This is a genomic window from Yoonia sp. R2-816 (genome assembly GCF_046762905.1).
In the GTDB taxonomy this organism is placed as follows: Bacteria; Pseudomonadota; Alphaproteobacteria; order Rhodobacterales; family Rhodobacteraceae; genus Yoonia.
On the sequence record NZ_JBKQXN010000311.1, the window covers coordinates 466,562 to 483,812 of the forward strand.

Below are 17,251 nucleotides of genomic sequence, written 5' to 3' on the forward strand. Positions count from 1 at the left end.
TTGATGTCAAAGCGGTGCGCAGGCTTTGGTCAACCAATCACGCGCACGATCATCCAGACGCTCCCCAAGAAGGTGCAGCGTATCGGCATGATAGCGATCAATCCAGTCCCGTTCTGCGTCCGACAGTATATTGACATCAATCAGGCGCCGGTCGAACGGCACATAGGTCAGCGTCTCGAAATGCAGCATCTCGCGGTCATCGCCCCCTTCAATGGCGGGTGCTTCGGTCACGACAATCAGGTTTTCGATCCGGATGCCAAACGCCCCTTCGCGGTAATATCCCGGTTCATTGGACAGGATCATGCCGGGTTCCAGAGCCACCTCTGACCGGCGCGAGATACCTTGCGGCCCCTCATGCACGCTCAGGTAACTGCCGACTCCGTGCCCTGTCCCGTGATCATAATCCATGCCCGCCAGCCAAAGTGGCGCCCGGGCCAGGGCATCCAGATGCTGCCCGCCAACCCCTTTTGGAAAGCGGATGCGGCTGATCGCGATCATGCCCTGCAGCACGCGCGTGTAGCAGGTGCGATGTTCCTCTGTCGGGTCGCCCACAATCATCGTACGGGTGATATCGGTGGTTCCGTCCACATATTGGCCGCCACTGTCGACCAGCAGTAACTCACCCGGTTTCAAAGGGCGATTGGTGTCTTCGCTGACGCGGTAATGCACAATGGCACCGTTCGGCCCGGCACCGCTGATGGTTTCAAAACTGATATCGCGCAGGGCATTTGTGTCGCGCCGGAACTCTTCAAGCGCTTTGACCACGTCGATTTCCGTCAGCTTGCCGCTTGGAGCCTCAGCATCCAGCGACGCCAGAAACCGGACCATAGCGACCCCATCGCGTTCATGGGCGGCTTTGGCGCCAGCGATTTCTGTGGCGTTCTTGCGGGCCTTGGGCAGGATGCAGGGATCGCGATCCTTGATGATGTCGATCCCGGCTTCGCGCAGCGTCGATGCCACCACATCGGGGCACGATTTGGGATCGATCCGAACCGGGCCGTCAAGCGCGGCGACGGCGTCAAGAAAGCCATCCACATCACGAACGGTCACATCGGGGCCAAGGTGGTCCGATATATCGTTTGCCTTACCTGATCCGGCAAAAAGGTTGACGGTGCCGTCATCAGAAAGGACCGCAAAGGCCTGAGGCACGGGGTTCCGTTCAATATCCGTCCCACGGATGTTCAACAGCCAGGCAATACTGTCGGGCAGGGTGATAATCGCGGCCTTCGCCCCCAGATCTGCCGCCAGACGGCGGCGTTTGTCGGCATGGCTTTCGCCCGCATGTTCCATCGGGTGAGCAGTAAACGGGGCGTTGGGAGGATCCGGCTGATCGGTCCAGATTCCGTCGACAAGATTGGCAACAGGGCGCAGGGTAAAGCTCTCGAGTTTGTCGCGCAGATCGGCAATTTCGCTGGCGGGGTGTAGCCAAGGATCATAGGCAACGATTCCGCCATTCGGCATCTGTTCGATCAGCCAGTCGGCCAGTTTGACCTCGGGCCAATGGACCGGCGTATAATCATCGGCCACTTGCGCCCGGACCTGCACGCGATAGCGGCCATCAATGAAGATGCCAGCGATACCCTGCAACACCGCACAAAACCCCGCAGAGCCGGAAAATCCGGTCAGCCATTCCAGCCGCGCATCGCGGGGGGCGACGTATTCACCCTGATGCGCGTCGGCGCGTGGAACAAGAAAACAGTCCAACTCGTGCTGCGCCATCAATAGGCGGAGCGCTGCCAGTCTGGGTGGCCCCTGATCAGGTGAGGATTGTGCCTCAAAGGTTTGAAACATAATGCTGTTCCTCAACTTCTTTCTTCCAGAATAACTCCCGCCGGAGGCGAACAAATTTCTGGAAATTTGTTCTGGCCTATCCCGCCTTGCGCATCCCCAGCACGCGGGCGCGTTTGCGCGGGTCGCTGTCGAACAGCGACGCCAGTTGTTCGGTCATCGCCCCGGCCAGTTGTTCCACATCCGTGATCGTCACTGCGCGTTCATAATACCGTGTCACATCATGACCGATGCCGATCGCCACAAGCTCCACGGCCTTGCGTTTTTCCACCATGCCGATCACATCGCGCAGGTGTTTTTCCAGGTAATTCGCAGGGTTAACGGACAAAGTTGAATCGTCCACCGGCGCCCCGTCAGAGATCACCATCAGCACCTTGCGCTGTTCCGGCCGGGCCACCATGCGCCTATGCGCCCATTCGAGCGCCTCACCGTCGATGTTTTCCTTCAACAGCCCCTCTTTCATCATCAGCCCCAAATTGGGCCGGGTCCGCCGCCAAGGGGCATCTGCGGATTTGTAGATGATGTGGCGCAGATCATTCAGGCGGCCGGGGGTGGCGGCGCGGCCCTCTTGCAGCCATTTCTCGCGGCTCTGTCCGCCTTTCCACGCCTTGGTGGTAAAGCCCAGAATTTCCACCTTCACATCACACCGTTCCAGCGTGCGCGCCATGACATCGGCACAGATGGCCGCGATGGAAATCGGGCGACCGCGCATGGAGCCGGAATTGTCCAGAAGCAGCGTGACGACGGTATCGCGGAAATCGGTGTCTTTCTCGACCTTGAAGGACAGCGGGGTTGTGGGTGATGCCACGATCCGGGCAAGACGGCCCGCATCCAGAATGCCTTCTTCCCGGTCAAACTCCCATGACCGGTTCTGCTGCGCCTGCAGGCGGCGCTGCAGCTTGTTGGCAAGGCGTGACACGGCCCCTTTCAGTGGCTCCAACTGCTGATCAAGATAGGCGCGCAGCCGTTCCAGCTCGACCGGCTCCGCCAGATCCTCGGCCCCGATCTCTTCGTCAAATTCGGTTGTGAAAACGCGGTAATCCGGATCAGCCTCTGACACCGGCTGCGGGGCGGGCGGCTCCAGCGGCGCCTCGCCCTCTGGCATCTCGGTCTCTTCGCCCATTTCGGCATCAGCCTGGTCATCCATGCTGACCTCGGCCTGTGATGCATCCTGCTGATCTTCCTGCGTTTGTTCAGGCGAGGCTTCGGCGTCTTCACCTTCGCTTTCATCCTCACCGGTGCTGTCAGGCTCGTCCTGATCGTCCTCGGAACTTTCCTCGGCCTCGTCTTCCTGATCATCGTCAAGGCTGTCAGGGTCATCGCCCAACTGATCACCATAGCCCATATCGCTAATCAGCTGGCGGGCGAATTTGGCAAAAGCCTGTTGATCGGACAGCGTGTCCTCAAGGCTTTCCAGCGTGCCACCGCAATGATCCTCGATAAAGCCGCGCCACAGCTCCATCACGTTATCCGCCCCTTTGGGCAGATCACGCCCTGTAGCCAAATGGCGGATCAGATAGCCCGCAGCGACTGACAGCGGCGCATCAGCGGCCTGCGTGATCTGGTCATACCCCTTGCGGGCGGCTTCATTGCCGATTTTCGCGTCGATATTGCCAGCCGTGCCGGGCATATGCTGCGCACCCAGCGCCTCGACCCGGGCGGTTTCCATTGCCTCATAGAGGTCTTGTGCCATCTGGCCTTGCGGCATGTAGCGAGCACCGACCTTGGGGTCGTGAAACTTGTGGCGCAGGGCGAACGCATCGGCAGTGCCGCGGGCCAGCAGCACCTCATCGCGTGTCATCCGGCGCGACACTTGTGGCAGGCGGATCGTCTCGGCCGTTTGCCCAGCCGGATCAACCGAATAGGTCACCGCCAGTTCCGGATCATCGGCCATGACCTTGGTCGCCTCGGCCAATGCCTTTTTGAACGGATCTGCTGGGTTGTCGGATGGTTTGCTCATCGGCCGCGTCCTCTGCTGGGGTGCAAACTAGAACCGGGCGGGGGCAATGACCAGAGGGTGGGGGCGCAAACCGTGCCTACTCTTCGATGAATTCATCCTCTTCAAAGGTGATATTCGCCTCTGGTGCGATGTCGAACGGGTCTTCGACCAGTTGGTGCAGTGTATTGAGGCTGGCAACACCGGGCACAATCGCGCCGCTCTCATCAACAAAGGCGAGGCGGGGGCGATAGGTCTTGCCACCGATCCTGATCTCGCCTTCATCAAACAGATAGGCCAGTTCGGTCAGGATGCCTTCGACATTGGCCTTGGCCGCGTCTGCGGGCATATTTTCGGCAAAAAGGGGCAGCAAAGCATGCGCCATCAGTGTTGCGGCGGATTCTGACAAATCCTCGTGGCTGACCACATAATCTGCGGGCAGCTCTGTCCCAACTTTCATTTTCATAATCGGCTCCGATCTATTCGTGGGGCAAAGCATACTGCCGGGAAATCCCGCACCGCAACAGATAAGGTGATGATCTGGCAGTTAACTTAGGATCAACGCTGTACATTCACGGGTCAGTCGATCTGCCATTTGCGCAGCCCAGGCGGCATCAGATTGATCGTCGTTGAATGTGGCCCGGGTCAGCAAGGCTGATTGTGCGAGTTTCGCCGACAACCGCCAGTGCAGCACTTCGCGGCCCATGCCATCGGGCATCGTGGCTTCGACCAGTTGCAGGACGCTGGCGCGCTGCAGTTCGGTGCGTTCCGATGCCACGCCGTCAAACATCCACTGATATTCCATCACCGCCGAAAGCCGGCCTGCGCAACTGGCAAACAGGCGCAGCTGGCTGTCATCCGTCTGGGCGCGCAGCGGTGCGGGTGCGACTGCTAGCGCGAGAAAGAGAAGCGAAAGAACTGTTTTCATACCGCTCATATTTGCAGCATGAGGGTAAAAATATCGCCAATCAATCAGGCACTTCGGAAACACATCGTTCTGTGGCGTATGGGCCGCTACCGGTCCAAGGTCGCGTGTCCGGCGGCAAGCCGCGCCAATAGGTCCACATGCACATCCAGCGCATCAATGACGCGATACCCCGGGTTTTGACCGTCAAAGGCAAGGTTCAAATCCGTCCCTGCCAGCACAATCGCATCCGCTCCATGATCCCTGACCAGCCGGGCACCTGCATCAAGAAACAACGCCAGCTGGGCGTCGGTGCAATGTCCGGCGACGGCCATATCCTGATAGGTTTGGCCGATCTCGTCGCATTCATCGTCAAGTGCGACGGCCTTGGTCTGCGCCAATTGCCCGTAAAGCCGGGTTTGCATCACCACGCGCGTACCCAGCAGCCCGACCCGACCAAGTTTTTGCGCGACAAAATAGGCATCCAGCGGGGCCACCGCCGAGACCAGCGGCAAAGACGACATCGCTGCGGTTTCGTCAAAGCAGAAATGCCCGCCGAGTGAGGTGATGGCCGCACAGTCACAGCCTGCCGCCTTCAGCCTGTCGATGAGCGGGGCGTACACCGCTGCCTGGGCGGCCCGATCATCGGCGAGGTTATTGCGGATCAGCGTCTGCACATCAGCGTGGACGATTGTCAGGTCAAGTGATCCGCCCAGTCGATCAACCGCCTGCGTCAGGCGCTGGTAATAGACGACTGTGGCGGCAACACCGATCCCGCCGATCAATCCGATATGCAAAGGTTTGGCCATGGACAGGACCATGGCCCAGCCGCAGGCATGCTTCAACCCGCGCTGATCAGCCTAACAGGAGTGACGTGCATTCCTGCTCCAGCATCGCAGCCCGGCGTTTGGCCCATTCCGCTTCTGCCTGATCCCGGCTGTATTGCGACCTGCTTAGCAGGTCATATTGCGCGCGCTTTGCGGCATCGCGCCAGTGCAACACGTCGCGCGATTGCTCGTCCGACACAATGGCAGCGACCAACTGCACCGTGGCGTCACGGCGAAAGGCGGCTTCGTCGGAATAAGCACCTTGCGTGCTCCATTCATATTCCAGTTCCGCGGTAAGACGGCCCACGCAGGTCGCAAATGTCTGCAACTGCGCCTCTGCCGAAAGCGTCTGGGCGTGACCTGCGGGGGCCGCCAAAATCAGGGTGAGGGCCAAACCACGGCCAAGGGTCTTCACGTATCGCATTACAACCAACCATTACGTTCACATTACTACTGACGTGAAGTAAACGGGCTGGTCCGGGCGAAACTGTGTCGGGACGGTGGTGAAGTGACGGAACAAAAATGACGGCGGGTTCGTGCCGGAATTGAGGTCGTGGTAGAGCGAAAGGACGCCGTTCGTGCAGCGACCTCAAGCAAATACAAACCCTTGCGACGGGTATTACCCCAGGCTCAGGCTTGCCGCACTTTCCGGCAGTTCCTCATCAAAACAACGCTGATAGAACTCGGCAACCGTCTGGCGCTCAAGCTCGTCGCATTTGTTCAGGAAAGATAGGCGGAATGCATAGCCGACATCCTGGAAAATGCGCGCGTTCTCGGCCCAGGCCAGCACGGTCCGGGGCGACATGACGGTCGACAGATCGCCATTCATGAACGCGGTACGAGTCAGGTCTGCGACGGTGACCATCTGGCTGACGATCTTGCGGCCCTTGTCGGTGTTGTAATGTGGCGATTTCGACAAAACGATGGCCGCTTCGGCATCATGCGACAGATAGTTCAGGGTAGCGACAAGGCTCCACCGGTCCATCTGCGCCTGGTTGATCTGCTGTGTGCCGTGGTACAGACCGGTCGTATCACCCAGACCAACGGTGTTGGCCGTGGCGAACAGACGGAAATACTTGTTCGGCGTGATGATCTCGTTCTGATCCATCAATGTCAGCTTGCCGTCATGTTCCAGCACCCGCTGGATCACGAACATCACATCGGCCCGGCCCGCATCATATTCATCGAACACGATGGCAACGGGATTGCGCAGAGCCCAAGGCAGGATGCCTTCATGGAATTCCGTAACCTGTACACCGTCGCGCAGTTTGATCGCATCCTTGCCGATCAGGTCGATCCGGCTGATATGGCTGTCCAGATTGACGCGCACACAGGGCCAGTTCAGACGGGCGGCAACCTGTTCGATATGGGTCGATTTGCCGGTGCCATGATAACCTTGGATCATGACCCGGCGGTTGTAGCCAAAACCGGCAAGGATCGCGAGGGTCGTGTCAGGATCGAATTTGTAAGTCGTATCAATCTCTGGCACGCGGTCTGACCGATCAGCGAACGCCTTGATCTTCATGTCGCTGTCGATGCCAAACACCTCGCGAACAGAAATATCTTCGGTCGGTTTCGCCTGCATATCGGTTGTGCCGTCGGCCATAATCGTTGCCTTTTCCACTGGGTCAGATCGTTTGATGTCGGGGATGCAACATAACGCGGGGCGCTGCAAGGGGAAGGGGGCGCTGGCGTGGTCAATCAGGGCGGTCTGGATCTGTCGGCGGCTGATCACATGATCGTGGGGTGGTCGGCTTTTATTACCACTTGGTCAGCACTGGCTGCTAGGATCCGTCGACTTTCAAAGGAACGACCATGATGAACCGCCGCAGTTTCACCCTTTCCACACTCGCCATGGCGACGGCCCCCGCCGCACTCTGGGCCGAACAATTCGAAGTGACCCGTACCGATGCGGAGTGGCGGGCCATGCTGACCGATCTGCAATACCGGGTGATGCGTCAGGAAGGGACAGAGCGGGCAGGGACATCACCGCTCGACAAGAACTATGCCGACGGGACCTATCACTGCCGGGGGTGCGACCTGCCGCTTTATTCCTCTGAAACGAAATATGATAGCGGAACCGGGTGGCCCAGCTTCTACGCCAGCCTGCCCGGCGCTATCGGCACCAAGCCCGACCGAAAACTGTTTACGGTGCGCACCGAATGCCATTGCCGCCGCTGCGGCAGCCATCTGGGTCATATTTTTGACGACGGGCCGCGACCGACGGGAAAACGGCATTGCCTGAACGGGGCCAGCCTAGTGTTTCGGGCCTAAAGTTAACGCAAACAGCCTAGAAATCGACGGCGTTCCGCCGGGTCCGTTAGGGCGCGGTTCGGGGCCGCATGCAGATTCTTTGGTTAATTTTGCAGGGTGTTAATCGAACCAAATTCGACTCAATCAGACGATTGCGACTGAATCCGATACAGTGATGCACCACACAACCTTAGGTGGTTAGGGAAAATATTCAATATTTCCGGCATGTTGGGGTGCGTAGGCGGATTATTGCCGTTTTTTCATTGTGGCGATAGGCGGAATGTGGCAAAAAATGGGCAAGCCGAGATTTGCACTTGATGTGTGTTCTCGCACAGACGGGCCGCTGCGATTTTGTGATGTAGGGGCCAACGAAACGGTATCTTGGAGGTCTGCGCAATGTTCGCGCGTTTATTTAAAACTTTGCATTTAAGTCGCGGGCAGAAAGCTGTCGCAATCGCCTATGGTGGGGTCATGGCAGTATCATCGGGCATTACGCTGATGTTGATGTCTGCAATGGAGGGCGCATATGCCATTCCGCCTGAACCGACATTGTATGACAACTGGGTGATCATCGCAGGCGGTATTGCTTCGGGTGTTGCACTGTATATGTCGCGGGCATGGATGGGGCGCCGTGGCGCGCTGGGCTTCGCCCGCGCTATCGTTGCTGCGATCATTGTGACGTTCGTGACCGCCATTATCGCCGGCACCTTGGTGTCACCATTCTATGGCACGCTTGTGGGGCCGTTCGTCCTTGTATCGGAATTCATGGCCAAACCGCTTCTGGCTGTCGCCTGGTTCGTTGTTCTGTTTGGCGCGCATTTTCTGATCGCCATCCTGCGGGCCGAAGAGGAATGGACCCGGACCAGCAAGGCCGTCTCTCACCTGAGCAGCCTGTCGCAGGCCAATCTCTACCGCCATACTTATCGGCACTAAGGGGGCTAAATTGATTGGTGAAGGGGTCCGTTTCGGGCCCCTTTTTTTTGCGCAATGCGAAACTTCTGCACAACTTCCCGACAGAATCTCTGCATGGCAGTTTGATTGATGGCATGCAGAAAAAAGGGGAAGATACATGATTTACCTACGTCCAACGCGCCGGTCAGTGACGATGGCAGCCATGATTTCACTGGTTGGCGGGGCGACCGCCATGGCCATGCTGATCTATTTCAGGATGATCGGCAGTCCGATGTTTCAGGAAGAGGAGGTCGCATTTGTTTCCGTCGCACTGGCCGGGGCATTTTTGGCCGGGCTGATCGTGGGCGTCGCCTTTGGACGAAAAGGCAGGAAAGGGTGGATGCTGGCCGCGATCGGGGCGATCTGTTCAACCGCGATCGGTGCCTTTCTAGGCGGGCTGATGATGTTCCAGACACTGGAAGAAGCGATGATCTGCGTTGTGATGGTCGCCACCATCATTGGCAGCACGCCCCCGATTGCATTGGCGTGGCTGGCAATGATGGCGTTGGTCCATGTGATTGCGCGCCGATCAGTCCTTGTCGCGGAAGTTTCGGCTGACCTTGATCTGGTCCCAGGCCCAGACAACCTCTGACAACTGTTCTTCCTGGCTGCGGTCACCACCATTCATGTCCGGGTGCAGCACCTTGATCAGCGCCTTGTAGGCTTTGCGAATCTCCGGCTTCGACCAGTTGTCCTTCGCTTCAAGGATCTCGATCGCGCGGCGTTCGGTCGGGGGCAGCTTGCGGCCCGTCGCAGCACCGCGGCCCGGATTACGGGTCGCGTTTTCGCCCAGCACCTGATGCGGATCGTCCACGCCCAGACGGGCCCAGGCCCGTTCCTCGACAGTCCGTTTGAACGGCTTGGTCGGGCGTTCCCAGACGCGATCCTGATCCATCTGTGCAGCCAGCTCCGCCTCTGACGTGCTGTCAAAGAAATTCCACTTCAGATTGTATTCGCGCACATGTTGCTGACAGAACCAGTAATAGTCATCCAGCACATCGGGGGATTTGGGCGCACGATACTTCCCCGCTTCCTGACAACCCTCGTGATCGCAGACGCGAGTCGAGGTCTCGGACGCGCCGGACATGCCGCGCCGACCGCGCGGGTTCTTCTTCTTGGAACTCGAAACCGACATATCAAAACCAAAGGGGTCATCCTTTTTCATCGCGCGTCATCCCTTTCCGACTCGAGCGACTGACTGTAAGACCGCACGGCAAGAGATTGAAGAGGGCAGGAGCAAAATAATGGGAATTGAGACCGAAATTCGCGAAAGCCTGGAGACACTCGCACCAACCAAGCTGGACGTGATCAACGAAAGTGCCTTGCACAGCGGGCATGCGGGCGATGATGGATCCGGCGAAAGCCATTGGCGGATTGTGATCAAGGCATCAAAGCTGGACGATATGTCGCGCATTGCACGCCATCGCGCCATCCATGCGGCACTGGGCAAAGACATCATCGGGCGGATCCACGCCCTTGCGATTGATATTCAGTAATTATTCTGCCGCCACATCAGGCGATGGGCGCTGCGGGGGCGTGGGCGCAGGACGAGGCGCTGCCGCAGGGGCCTTCGCGACAGGTGGTGCGGGCGCTGCGACCTGCGGTGCAGGCGCGGGGCGGGCAGCCGCTGATCTGGCACGCCGAAACACCAGCATGTTCTGATAGACTGTTGTCTTGCTCATCAGCCCTTCGCGCTGTTCGCAAGGCAGGGTGTCGGTGCGCTGATATTCCCAGCCGTCGGCGGCCAGCTCGTTGATTGCGCTCTCCAGTGCATTTGCAAACCGGTCCTCGGCGGTTTTGATGCCTTTGGCTTTCAATCCGCGCGTCGGCGCTGGCACGACCTTGTATTCGTATGACATTCCGTCACCCCTATCTCCACTGCACGGGTATAGCAAAGCTGACCGCCGAGTCCAAGGATTCGGGTTAAGACTTCGTTAACAGATGCGTGCGGTGGGGGCCGACGTTTTGCCGACGCAAATCCGACGCGATGCCGACAGCGGTTTTCAGAGCCCGAGCTTGGCCGTGACAAGCTGATTGACAGCCGCCGGATTGGCCTTGCCGCCGGTCGCTTTCATCACCTGACCCACAAACCAGCCAGCCAGTTTCGGGTTCTGTTTTGCCTTTTCGACTTGCGCCGGATTGGCCGCAATAATCTCGTCCACCGCGGCCTCGATCGCACCGGTATCGGTGACCTGTTTCATGCCCTCGGTCTCGACGATCTCTGCCGGGTCACGGCCCGTTGTGTAAGCGATTTCAAACACTTCCTTGGCGATCTTGCCAGAGATGTCACCGGATTTGATCAGCCCGATCAACGCGCCCAGTTGGGTGGCGGATACAGGGCTTTCCTCGATCCCGTGATCCTCTTTTTTCAGCCGCCCGAACAGTTCGTTGATGACCCAGTTCGCCGCCAGCTTGCCATCACGGCCTTCAGCGACTTTTTCGAAATAGGCGGCATTTGCAACCTCTGCCGTCAGCACCGATGCGTCATATTCCGAAAGCCCGAAGTCATTGATAAAGCGAGACTTTTTCTGATCCGGCAGCTCCGGCAAAGACGCTTTGATATCATCGACCCACCCCTGTTCGATCTCAAGCGGAAGCAGGTCAGGATCGGGGAAATAGCGGTAATCATGCGCCTCTTCTTTTGACCGCATCGACCGGGTTTCGTTCTTGTCGGGATCGTAAAGCCGGGTTTCCTGCACGACCTCTTTGCCGTCTTCCAGCAGGGCGATCTGTCGCCGCGCCTCGTAATCAATCGCCATCTGGATGAACCGGGTGGAGTTCATGTTCTTGATTTCACAGCGTGTCCCAAGATGGGAAAAATCCTGTGTTTCCTGATACTTCTCGTAATCGCCGGGCCGGCAGATCGACACGTTCACATCGGCCCGCAAGTTGCCGTTCTGCATGTTGCCATCACAAGTCCCCAGATAGCGCAGGATCTGGCGCAGCTTCAGCATATAAGCCGCCGCCTCCTCTGGCCCGCGAATATCTGGGCGGCTGACGATCTCCATAAGCGCGACACCGGTGCGGTTGAGGTCCACGAACGACATGTTCGGATCCATATCGTGGATGGATTTACCGGCATCCTGTTCCAGATGGATCCGTTCGATCCGCACCGTGCGCGCGGTGCCGTTGCCCATTTCGACCAGCACTTCACCTTCGCCGACGATGGGATGATAGAGCTGGGAAATCTGGTAACCCTGCGGCAGATCAGGATAAAAATAGTTCTTGCGATCAAAGGCCGACACCAGATTTATCTGAGCATTCAGGCCCAGCCCGGTCTTGACCGCCTGCGCCACGCAGCCTTCGTTAATCACGGGCAGCATACCGGGCATCCCTGCATCGACAAAGGCCACGTTGCTGTTCGGCTCTGCCCCGAATTCGGTCGAGGCACCGGAAAACAGCTTTGCCTTGGTGGCGACCTGCGCATGGACCTCAAGCCCGATGACCAATTCCCAGTCATGCTTGGCACCGGCGATCACTTTGGGGGCGGGGGCATCATAGGTGAGATCGAGCATGGGAAACTCCAAGGCTTGCGTTGGCCCGCTTCTAAAACAGCGATTGGTTGGGAACAAGTGGCGGCATTGCGCGTTAGGTCAGCACAATACAATCAACCAGAGGAAAGAAAGCCATGACCGATATGACCGATGCAAAAATTGTTATTGTCGCCACTGACGGTTTTGAACAATCGGAACTGTTCGTGCCGTTGGAGCAGCTGCGCGAAAAGGGCGCAACTGTGCATGTGGCGACGCTGGATGGCGACGCAATCAAGGGGTGGGATAAGGACAATTGGGGCAAATCGGTGGATGCCGATACAAAGATCGCTGACGTAAAGGTCGAAGACTACGACTGCATCGTCCTGCCCGGCGGTCAGATCAACCCGGACCTGCTGCGGGTTGAGGCTGACGCAATCAAGCTGATCCAGGGATTTGTCAGCAAGGGTAAAATCGTCGCCGCAATCTGCCATGCCCCATGGTTGCTGATCGAGGCTGATGTGGTTCGTGGCCGCGAAATGACGTCCTACCATTCGATCAAGACCGATCTAAAGAACGCCGGAGCCCAGTGGGTGGATCAGCAGATTGCCATTTCCAACGGTATCATCACCAGCCGGTCGCCTGAGGATCTGGATGCATTTGTCTCCAAGATCGTCGAGGAAGTGAAAGAGGGCAAGCACCCGCGTCCCAACGCCGCCTAAACGATGGCTCGGCGGTGGATTGCCGCCTGCCTCTCTGTCTGACTTGCGCTGCACCAAGGGTGTGGCGCAAGTTTTGTTTTATGAAGGTCGTTACATCATTTCTGATCGCTCTTTGTCTGGCCGTTAGCGCGTATCGTGCCGCGGCTGAAGACGCGCGCCCTCTATCGCGCTCAGATGTCGAAGCGGCGCGCGTATTGGATGAATTGCGCGCTGTGAAACCGGTGGCGCGCCCGCCACATATGCTGCGTTACCCGGTCGCGGTTGAGACGCGCGCACCTGCTGTCCGTCCGGAAGTACGGGATGGATTTTTACCTGAAGCGCGCTGGGATTTCAAAACAGGATCGGCCGTCTGGACACGTTCCGCGATGACAGCGGTGACGCGTTTTGAAGTGCTGCCGACGATCGTGCCACGCGATATTGATACCTGGTGCCCGGCTTATGAGACGGCAAATACCCAGACCCGGACCGCGTTCTGGGTCGGCATGATGTCGGCCCTATCCAAGCATGAAAGTACCTATAATCCCCGCGCTGTCGGCGGCGGCAATCAATGGTACGGATTACTGCAAATTTACCCGCCCACGGCGCGCAGCTACGGCTGTCGTGCCACCACCGGCGAGGCGCTCAAGAACCCTGCAGATAACCTGAGCTGTGCTGCCAGGATTATGGCTGTGACGGTCGAACGTGATCGCGCGATTGCGGTGAACGATGGGCGCTGGCGCGGTGTCGCCGCCGACTGGGGTCCGATGACGAACAGGGGGAAGATCGCCGATATGGCGGCCTGGACCTCTGCCCAGAGCTATTGCCAGCCACTCAACAACATACGTCCCATCGTACGTCCTAATGCGCTCGTGAGCGTGTCAACAATGGACGCGACGCGGCAACCAGACTGACTGCCGGCGCATCCTTACCGCCCAGTGCCAATGTGGCCTTGCGCAGCATTGCGATACCGTCTTCGGAGTTTTTCGGCATGGAGGCGGCAGATATTGGTTCGCCCACGGTGACGGTAAACGGCTGTTTCGCCTTGTTGAGCGTTTCGTGAAACAGGGTGATGTCCCGCAATGTCGGATGCATCAGATCAAACAGATAAAACAGGACCGAGTTGCGTGCCTGAATGTTGATCGGAATGACGGGCAAATCAAATTTGCGCGCCAGCATCGCGGCAGAGGCCATCCACGGCCTTTCAAACAGGCGCAGCCCTCGCCGCTTGGCCAGACGACCCGAAGGGAAAATGACACCGAGCCGTCCGGATGCGGTCGCATCGCGCACATAAGCCATCGTTGCCCGGGTTTTGGCGTGGCTGCGCAGCTCTGTGCGCCATTCGACCGGGGCAATCATGGTGTCCATCTGGGGAAAGACCCGCAAGATATCGCGATTGGCAAAGAAATAGGCGTCAGAGCGGACCCGGGCGATCAGATGGTGCAGGATGATCCCGTCAGCAATCCCGGTTGGGTGGTTCGCCACGATCAAGGAAGGCCCATGCATCGGGATATTCCCAAGCCCGGTGACATCGGCATTTTTGGCCAACATATCACCCATCACGTTCATGATCCGGCTGGCCGGTTCATCCTTGAAAGCTCTGGCGATGCGCATGGTTGCGTCATATCCCAGCAGCTTGTGCAGGCTGCGCCTTGCGGCTTTGGTGCCGGGGCGATCACTGTAAAGCCAGGGCGCGCGCTCAGCGATCAGCGGGTCAATGCGATGTTCCATAGCGACCACTCACCATATCTTTGTCATGGTTGTATGACAGATCATAGATAGGGATCGGATGGCGTAAAACCAATACGCGAACGTTGTTCAATTTCGGCAGATTTCAGCCCAGTATGCGGTTCACCATCTCGGTTGTATCGGCGGATAGGCCGGGTTTTGCCGCAATACGCCCCAGCGCGTGGCGCATTTTGGCTTGCCGGTTATCGTCATAGCGTTTCCAGGTGGAAAATGCCGTGGACATGCGCGCCGTGGTCTGGGGATTGAGTTCATCAAGCTTGATCAGCCAGTCCGCCAGCAGGTCATAGGCCTTGCCCGAGGGGTGATGAAACCCGGCAGCATTTCCCCCCAGCGCGCCGAATACGGCCCGGAACCGGTTGGGGTTCTTGATATCAAAGGCCGGATGGGCTGCCAGCGTTTCGGCAGTTGCTGCAGCCTGATCCGGGCTGGCGCAGGCGACTTGCAGGCCGAACCATTTGTCCATGACCAGCCGGTCGTTTTGCCATTGTTCGCCGAAGGCTGACAGCTCGGCTTTACCTTTGCCGATTTTCAGCAAGGCCCCGAGGGCCGCCAGTTGCTGGGTCATGTTGTCGGCCTTGGCATATTGCTGTGTCGCTTGCCGGCCGCCATCGAGTTTCGACATCAGCGACAGCACGGTATTGCCAAGTGCCCGTTTGCCTGCCGGTTCGGCATCGGGGGTATAGGGACCAGGCACAGCCATGTCGGCATAGCTGCGCGGCAACTGATCCTGCAGATGTTGGGCGATCTGCAGTTTCAGCGTTTCATGAGCATCATAGATCGCTGTTGGGTCCGGTACATGGTCCAGATCAACAAGTGCCTGGGCGGTATCATCTTCGCTGGGCAGTGCCAGCACCTGCGCCCGGAACGCCGGATCAAGGCCGTCATCGCGTAGTACGGCGGCGAGACCGTCAAGATAGGCACCGCCAGGCGTCGCCCCGTCCCGCACCATGCCGACCAGCACATCCTGCGCCAGTTTGCGCCCTGCATCCCATTTGTTGAACGGATCGGTGTCGTGGGCCAGAAGGAACGCGCGCTGGGCGTTGGTCTGATCGTGCTCGAGGATAACGGGGGCGGAAAACCCCCGCAGGATCGACGGATTCGGTTTGCTTGCAAGACCTTCGAAGGAAAAGCTTTGTTCAGCTTGGGTCATTTCCAACATTTTTGTAGGCACGACCTCATCCCCGTTGTCGTTCAGTAGACCGACCGCGATAGGGATGACCATCGGGTCCTTGTGCGGTTGTCCCGGTGTGGGTGGGGTCTGCTGCGTAAAATGCAGTGTGTAGGTGCCGTTGTCATAGTTTTCGCGGACACTGACACGGGGCGTCCCGGCCTGACTGTACCAGCGGGCGAATTGCGTCAGGTCGCGCCCTGTCGCATCTTCGAAAACCTTCAGCCAATCCTCAATCGTGGCGGCGTCGCCATCATGGCGGTCGAAATAGAGGTCGAGCGCCTTTTTGTATCCGTCATCGCCCACCAGCCGCTTGAGCATGCCGATCACGTCGGCGCCTTTTTCGTAGACTGTGACGGTGTAGAAATTGTTGATCTCCACAAAGCTTTCCGGGCGCACCGGATGGGCGAGCGGGCCGTTATCCTCGCGGAATTGGTGGGCGCGCAGGACCACTGCGTCGTCAATGCGTTTGACCGCATGACTGCGCATGTCGCCGGTGAATTGCTGGTCGCGGAAAACGGTCAGGCCTTCCTTGAGGCACAGCTGGAACCAGTCGCGGCAGGTGATCCGGTTGCCGGTCCAGTTGTGGAAATATTCATGGGCGATGATCGCCTCGATCCGTTCGAAATTGGCGTCAGTTGAGGTTTCCGGGCTGGCGAGGACGGCAGAGGAGTTGAAGATGTTTAGCCCCTTGTTTTCCATCGCCCCCATGTTGAAATCATCGACGGCCACGATGTTGAAGATGTTGAGGTCGTATTCGCGCCCGTAAACATCTTCGTCCCATTTCATGGATTTCTTCAGGGCTTCCATCCCGAAGGCACATTTGCCTTCGTCGCCGGGGCGGACCCAGATGTTCAGTTCCACATCCTTGCCTGACATTGTGGTGAACCGGTCGGGGTGGTTAACAAGATCACCCGCGACGAGGGCGAAAAGATAGGCGGGCTTGGGCCAGGGATCTTGCCATTCCGCCCAGCCGTCACCCCTGCCGGTGGGGTTGCCGTTGGACAAAAGCACCGGCAAGTCGCTTTCGATGCGCACAGCAAATGTGGCCATCACATCGGGTCGGTCAGGGTAATACGTGATCTTGCGGAACCCTTCGGCCTCGCACTGGGTGCAATACATGCCATTGGACATATAAAGGCCCTCCAGCGCGGTATTGGCTTGCGGGTTGATTTCGACCTCGGCCTCGAAGGTGAATGGGGCGTCCGGTACGGGACAACTCAGGCCGGTTGCGGTGAGTTCGGGCGTGATGTCCTCGCCGTCGATTTTGGCATTGATCAGCTTCAGGTCTTCTCCGTGCAGAAAGAATTCATTGGAGGTCGCCTCTGGATTCGGTCGGAACCGGATGCGTGACATCACGCGCGTCTTGGTGGCGGCCAGCTTGAACGTCAGATGGACGTCATCAACCAGAAAGGCCGGTGGCGTGTAGTCGCGCAGATAGATCGTCTGGGGTGCGGCATCTTTCATTGGGCGATCCTTTGAGGGTTTGGGAGCAGGTTACGGCGGG

At 58.4% G+C, this 17,251-nt stretch carries 18 protein-coding genes; 6 read left to right on the plus strand and 12 right to left on the minus strand.

What is annotated here, in order from left to right; translation table 11 throughout:
- Positions 1–6: 6 nt before the first annotated feature.
- The 7 genes from ACFWW2_RS20125 to cobS all read right to left on the minus strand — a co-directional run bounded on the left by ACFWW2_RS20125 (position 7) and on the right by cobS (position 7,061).
- Positions 7–1,791 (minus strand): aminopeptidase P family protein, encoded by a 1,785-nt coding sequence (locus ACFWW2_RS20125; RefSeq protein WP_393931109.1) that lies wholly within the window; start codon positions 1,789–1,791, stop codon positions 7–9.
- 76 nt (positions 1,792–1,867) lie between these two features.
- Positions 1,868–3,748 (minus strand): cobaltochelatase subunit CobT, encoded by a 1,881-nt coding sequence (gene cobT / locus ACFWW2_RS20130; RefSeq protein WP_393931111.1) that lies wholly within the window; start codon positions 3,746–3,748, stop codon positions 1,868–1,870.
- Positions 3,749–3,824: 76 nt separating this feature from the next.
- The gene (locus ACFWW2_RS20135) at positions 3,825–4,190 is read right to left on the minus strand and encodes a hypothetical protein (RefSeq protein WP_393931113.1); all 366 of its coding nucleotides are present in this window, start codon (positions 4,188–4,190) and stop codon (positions 3,825–3,827) included.
- An 81-nt stretch (positions 4,191–4,271) separates the two neighbouring features.
- Positions 4,272–4,661, minus strand: coding sequence for a hypothetical protein (locus tag ACFWW2_RS20140; protein ID WP_393931115.1), 390 nt, complete (start codon positions 4,659–4,661; stop codon positions 4,272–4,274).
- A 77-nt stretch (positions 4,662–4,738) separates the two neighbouring features.
- Positions 4,739–5,425 (minus strand): aspartate/glutamate racemase family protein, encoded by a 687-nt coding sequence (locus ACFWW2_RS20145; RefSeq protein WP_393931476.1) that lies wholly within the window; start codon positions 5,423–5,425, stop codon positions 4,739–4,741.
- A gap of 58 nt (positions 5,426–5,483) precedes the next feature.
- A complete protein-coding gene (locus ACFWW2_RS20150; RefSeq protein ID WP_393931117.1) occupies positions 5,484–5,879 on the minus strand; it encodes a hypothetical protein in 396 nt (131 codons plus the stop codon).
- A gap of 195 nt (positions 5,880–6,074) precedes the next feature.
- Positions 6,075–7,061, minus strand: coding sequence for a cobaltochelatase subunit CobS (cobS, locus tag ACFWW2_RS20155; protein WP_393931119.1), 987 nt, complete (start codon positions 7,059–7,061; stop codon positions 6,075–6,077).
- A gap of 212 nt (positions 7,062–7,273) precedes the next feature.
- Between cobS and msrB the strand changes: the two genes are divergently transcribed.
- From msrB to ACFWW2_RS20170, 3 genes are all read left to right on the plus strand, one after another.
- Entirely contained in the window at positions 7,274–7,729 is a 456-nt protein-coding gene (gene msrB / locus ACFWW2_RS20160) for a peptide-methionine (R)-S-oxide reductase MsrB (RefSeq protein WP_393931121.1), read from the plus strand.
- Positions 7,730–8,179: 450 nt separating this feature from the next.
- Positions 8,180–8,641, plus strand: coding sequence for a hypothetical protein (locus tag ACFWW2_RS20165; RefSeq protein WP_393931123.1), 462 nt, complete (start codon positions 8,180–8,182; stop codon positions 8,639–8,641).
- A gap of 136 nt (positions 8,642–8,777) precedes the next feature.
- Positions 8,778–9,251: a hypothetical protein gene (locus ACFWW2_RS20170; protein WP_393931125.1), complete on the plus strand. Its 474-nt coding sequence runs from the start codon at positions 8,778–8,780 to the stop codon at positions 9,249–9,251.
- Here ACFWW2_RS20170 and ACFWW2_RS20175 read toward each other — a convergent pair.
- Positions 9,189–9,824, minus strand: coding sequence for a DnaJ domain-containing protein (locus ACFWW2_RS20175; protein ID WP_393931127.1), 636 nt, complete (start codon positions 9,822–9,824; stop codon positions 9,189–9,191). The two genes, ACFWW2_RS20170 and ACFWW2_RS20175, sit on opposite strands and share 63 nt — an antisense overlap.
- Positions 9,825–9,903: 79 nt before the next feature.
- On the opposite strand from ACFWW2_RS20175, the gene ACFWW2_RS20180 reads away from it, so the two are divergent.
- Positions 9,904–10,155 (plus strand): BolA family protein, encoded by a 252-nt coding sequence (locus tag ACFWW2_RS20180; RefSeq protein ID WP_393931129.1) that lies wholly within the window; start codon positions 9,904–9,906, stop codon positions 10,153–10,155.
- On the opposite strand, the gene ACFWW2_RS20185 is transcribed toward ACFWW2_RS20180, so the two are convergent.
- A complete protein-coding gene (locus ACFWW2_RS20185; RefSeq protein ID WP_393931131.1) occupies positions 10,156–10,518 on the minus strand; it encodes a DUF4177 domain-containing protein in 363 nt (120 codons plus the stop codon).
- Positions 10,519–10,662: 144 nt separating this feature from the next.
- Positions 10,663–12,174, minus strand: coding sequence for an Asp-tRNA(Asn)/Glu-tRNA(Gln) amidotransferase subunit GatB (gatB, locus tag ACFWW2_RS20190; RefSeq protein ID WP_393931133.1), 1,512 nt, complete (start codon positions 12,172–12,174; stop codon positions 10,663–10,665).
- A 113-nt stretch (positions 12,175–12,287) separates the two neighbouring features.
- On the opposite strand from gatB, the gene ACFWW2_RS20195 reads away from it, so the two are divergent.
- Together ACFWW2_RS20195 and ACFWW2_RS20200 are read left to right on the plus strand one after the other, a co-directional pair.
- Positions 12,288–12,851 (plus strand): type 1 glutamine amidotransferase domain-containing protein, encoded by a 564-nt coding sequence (locus ACFWW2_RS20195; RefSeq protein ID WP_393931135.1) that lies wholly within the window; start codon positions 12,288–12,290, stop codon positions 12,849–12,851.
- 239 nt (positions 12,852–13,090) lie between these two features.
- A complete protein-coding gene (locus ACFWW2_RS20200) occupies positions 13,091–13,741 on the plus strand; it encodes a transglycosylase SLT domain-containing protein (protein ID WP_393931137.1) in 651 nt (216 codons plus the stop codon).
- Here ACFWW2_RS20200 and ACFWW2_RS20205 read toward each other — a convergent pair.
- Positions 13,689–14,558, minus strand: coding sequence for a 1-acyl-sn-glycerol-3-phosphate acyltransferase (locus tag ACFWW2_RS20205; RefSeq protein WP_393931139.1), 870 nt, complete (start codon positions 14,556–14,558; stop codon positions 13,689–13,691). The genes ACFWW2_RS20200 and ACFWW2_RS20205 overlap by 53 nt on opposite strands.
- A gap of 103 nt (positions 14,559–14,661) precedes the next feature.
- Entirely contained in the window at positions 14,662–17,211 is a 2,550-nt protein-coding gene (pepN, locus tag ACFWW2_RS20210) for an aminopeptidase N (RefSeq protein ID WP_393931141.1), read from the minus strand.
- Positions 17,212–17,251 lie beyond the last annotated feature (40 nt).

Coding starts and splice junctions, on each gene's coding strand:
- ACFWW2_RS20175 (WP_393931127.1), bottom strand. CDS start 9,824: ATGAAAAAGGATGACCCCTTTGGTTTTGATATGTCGGTTTCGAGTTCC.
- cobT (WP_393931111.1), bottom strand. CDS start 3,748: ATGAGCAAACCATCCGACAACCCAGCAGATCCGTTCAAAAAGGCATTG.
- ACFWW2_RS20170 (WP_393931125.1), top strand. CDS start 8,778: ATGATTTACCTACGTCCAACGCGCCGGTCAGTGACGATGGCAGCCATG.
- ACFWW2_RS20195 (WP_393931135.1), top strand. CDS start 12,288: ATGACCGATATGACCGATGCAAAAATTGTTATTGTCGCCACTGACGGT.
- ACFWW2_RS20180 (WP_393931129.1), top strand. CDS start 9,904: ATGGGAATTGAGACCGAAATTCGCGAAAGCCTGGAGACACTCGCACCA.
- ACFWW2_RS20185 (WP_393931131.1), bottom strand. CDS start 10,518: ATGTCATACGAATACAAGGTCGTGCCAGCGCCGACGCGCGGATTGAAA.
- ACFWW2_RS20205 (WP_393931139.1), bottom strand. CDS start 14,558: ATGGAACATCGCATTGACCCGCTGATCGCTGAGCGCGCGCCCTGGCTT.
- msrB (WP_393931121.1), top strand. CDS start 7,274: ATGAACCGCCGCAGTTTCACCCTTTCCACACTCGCCATGGCGACGGCC.
- pepN (WP_393931141.1), bottom strand. CDS start 17,211: ATGAAAGATGCCGCACCCCAGACGATCTATCTGCGCGACTACACGCCA.
- ACFWW2_RS20150 (WP_393931117.1), bottom strand. CDS start 5,879: ATGCGATACGTGAAGACCCTTGGCCGTGGTTTGGCCCTCACCCTGATT.
- gatB (WP_393931133.1), bottom strand. CDS start 12,174: ATGCTCGATCTCACCTATGATGCCCCCGCCCCCAAAGTGATCGCCGGT.
- ACFWW2_RS20140 (WP_393931115.1), bottom strand. CDS start 4,661: ATGAGCGGTATGAAAACAGTTCTTTCGCTTCTCTTTCTCGCGCTAGCA.
- ACFWW2_RS20165 (WP_393931123.1), top strand. CDS start 8,180: ATGGCAGTATCATCGGGCATTACGCTGATGTTGATGTCTGCAATGGAG.
- ACFWW2_RS20200 (WP_393931137.1), top strand. CDS start 13,091: ATGCTGCGTTACCCGGTCGCGGTTGAGACGCGCGCACCTGCTGTCCGT.
- ACFWW2_RS20135 (WP_393931113.1), bottom strand. CDS start 4,190: ATGAAAATGAAAGTTGGGACAGAGCTGCCCGCAGATTATGTGGTCAGC.
- ACFWW2_RS20125 (WP_393931109.1), bottom strand. CDS start 1,791: ATGTTTCAAACCTTTGAGGCACAATCCTCACCTGATCAGGGGCCACCC.
- cobS (WP_393931119.1), bottom strand. CDS start 7,061: ATGGCCGACGGCACAACCGATATGCAGGCGAAACCGACCGAAGATATT.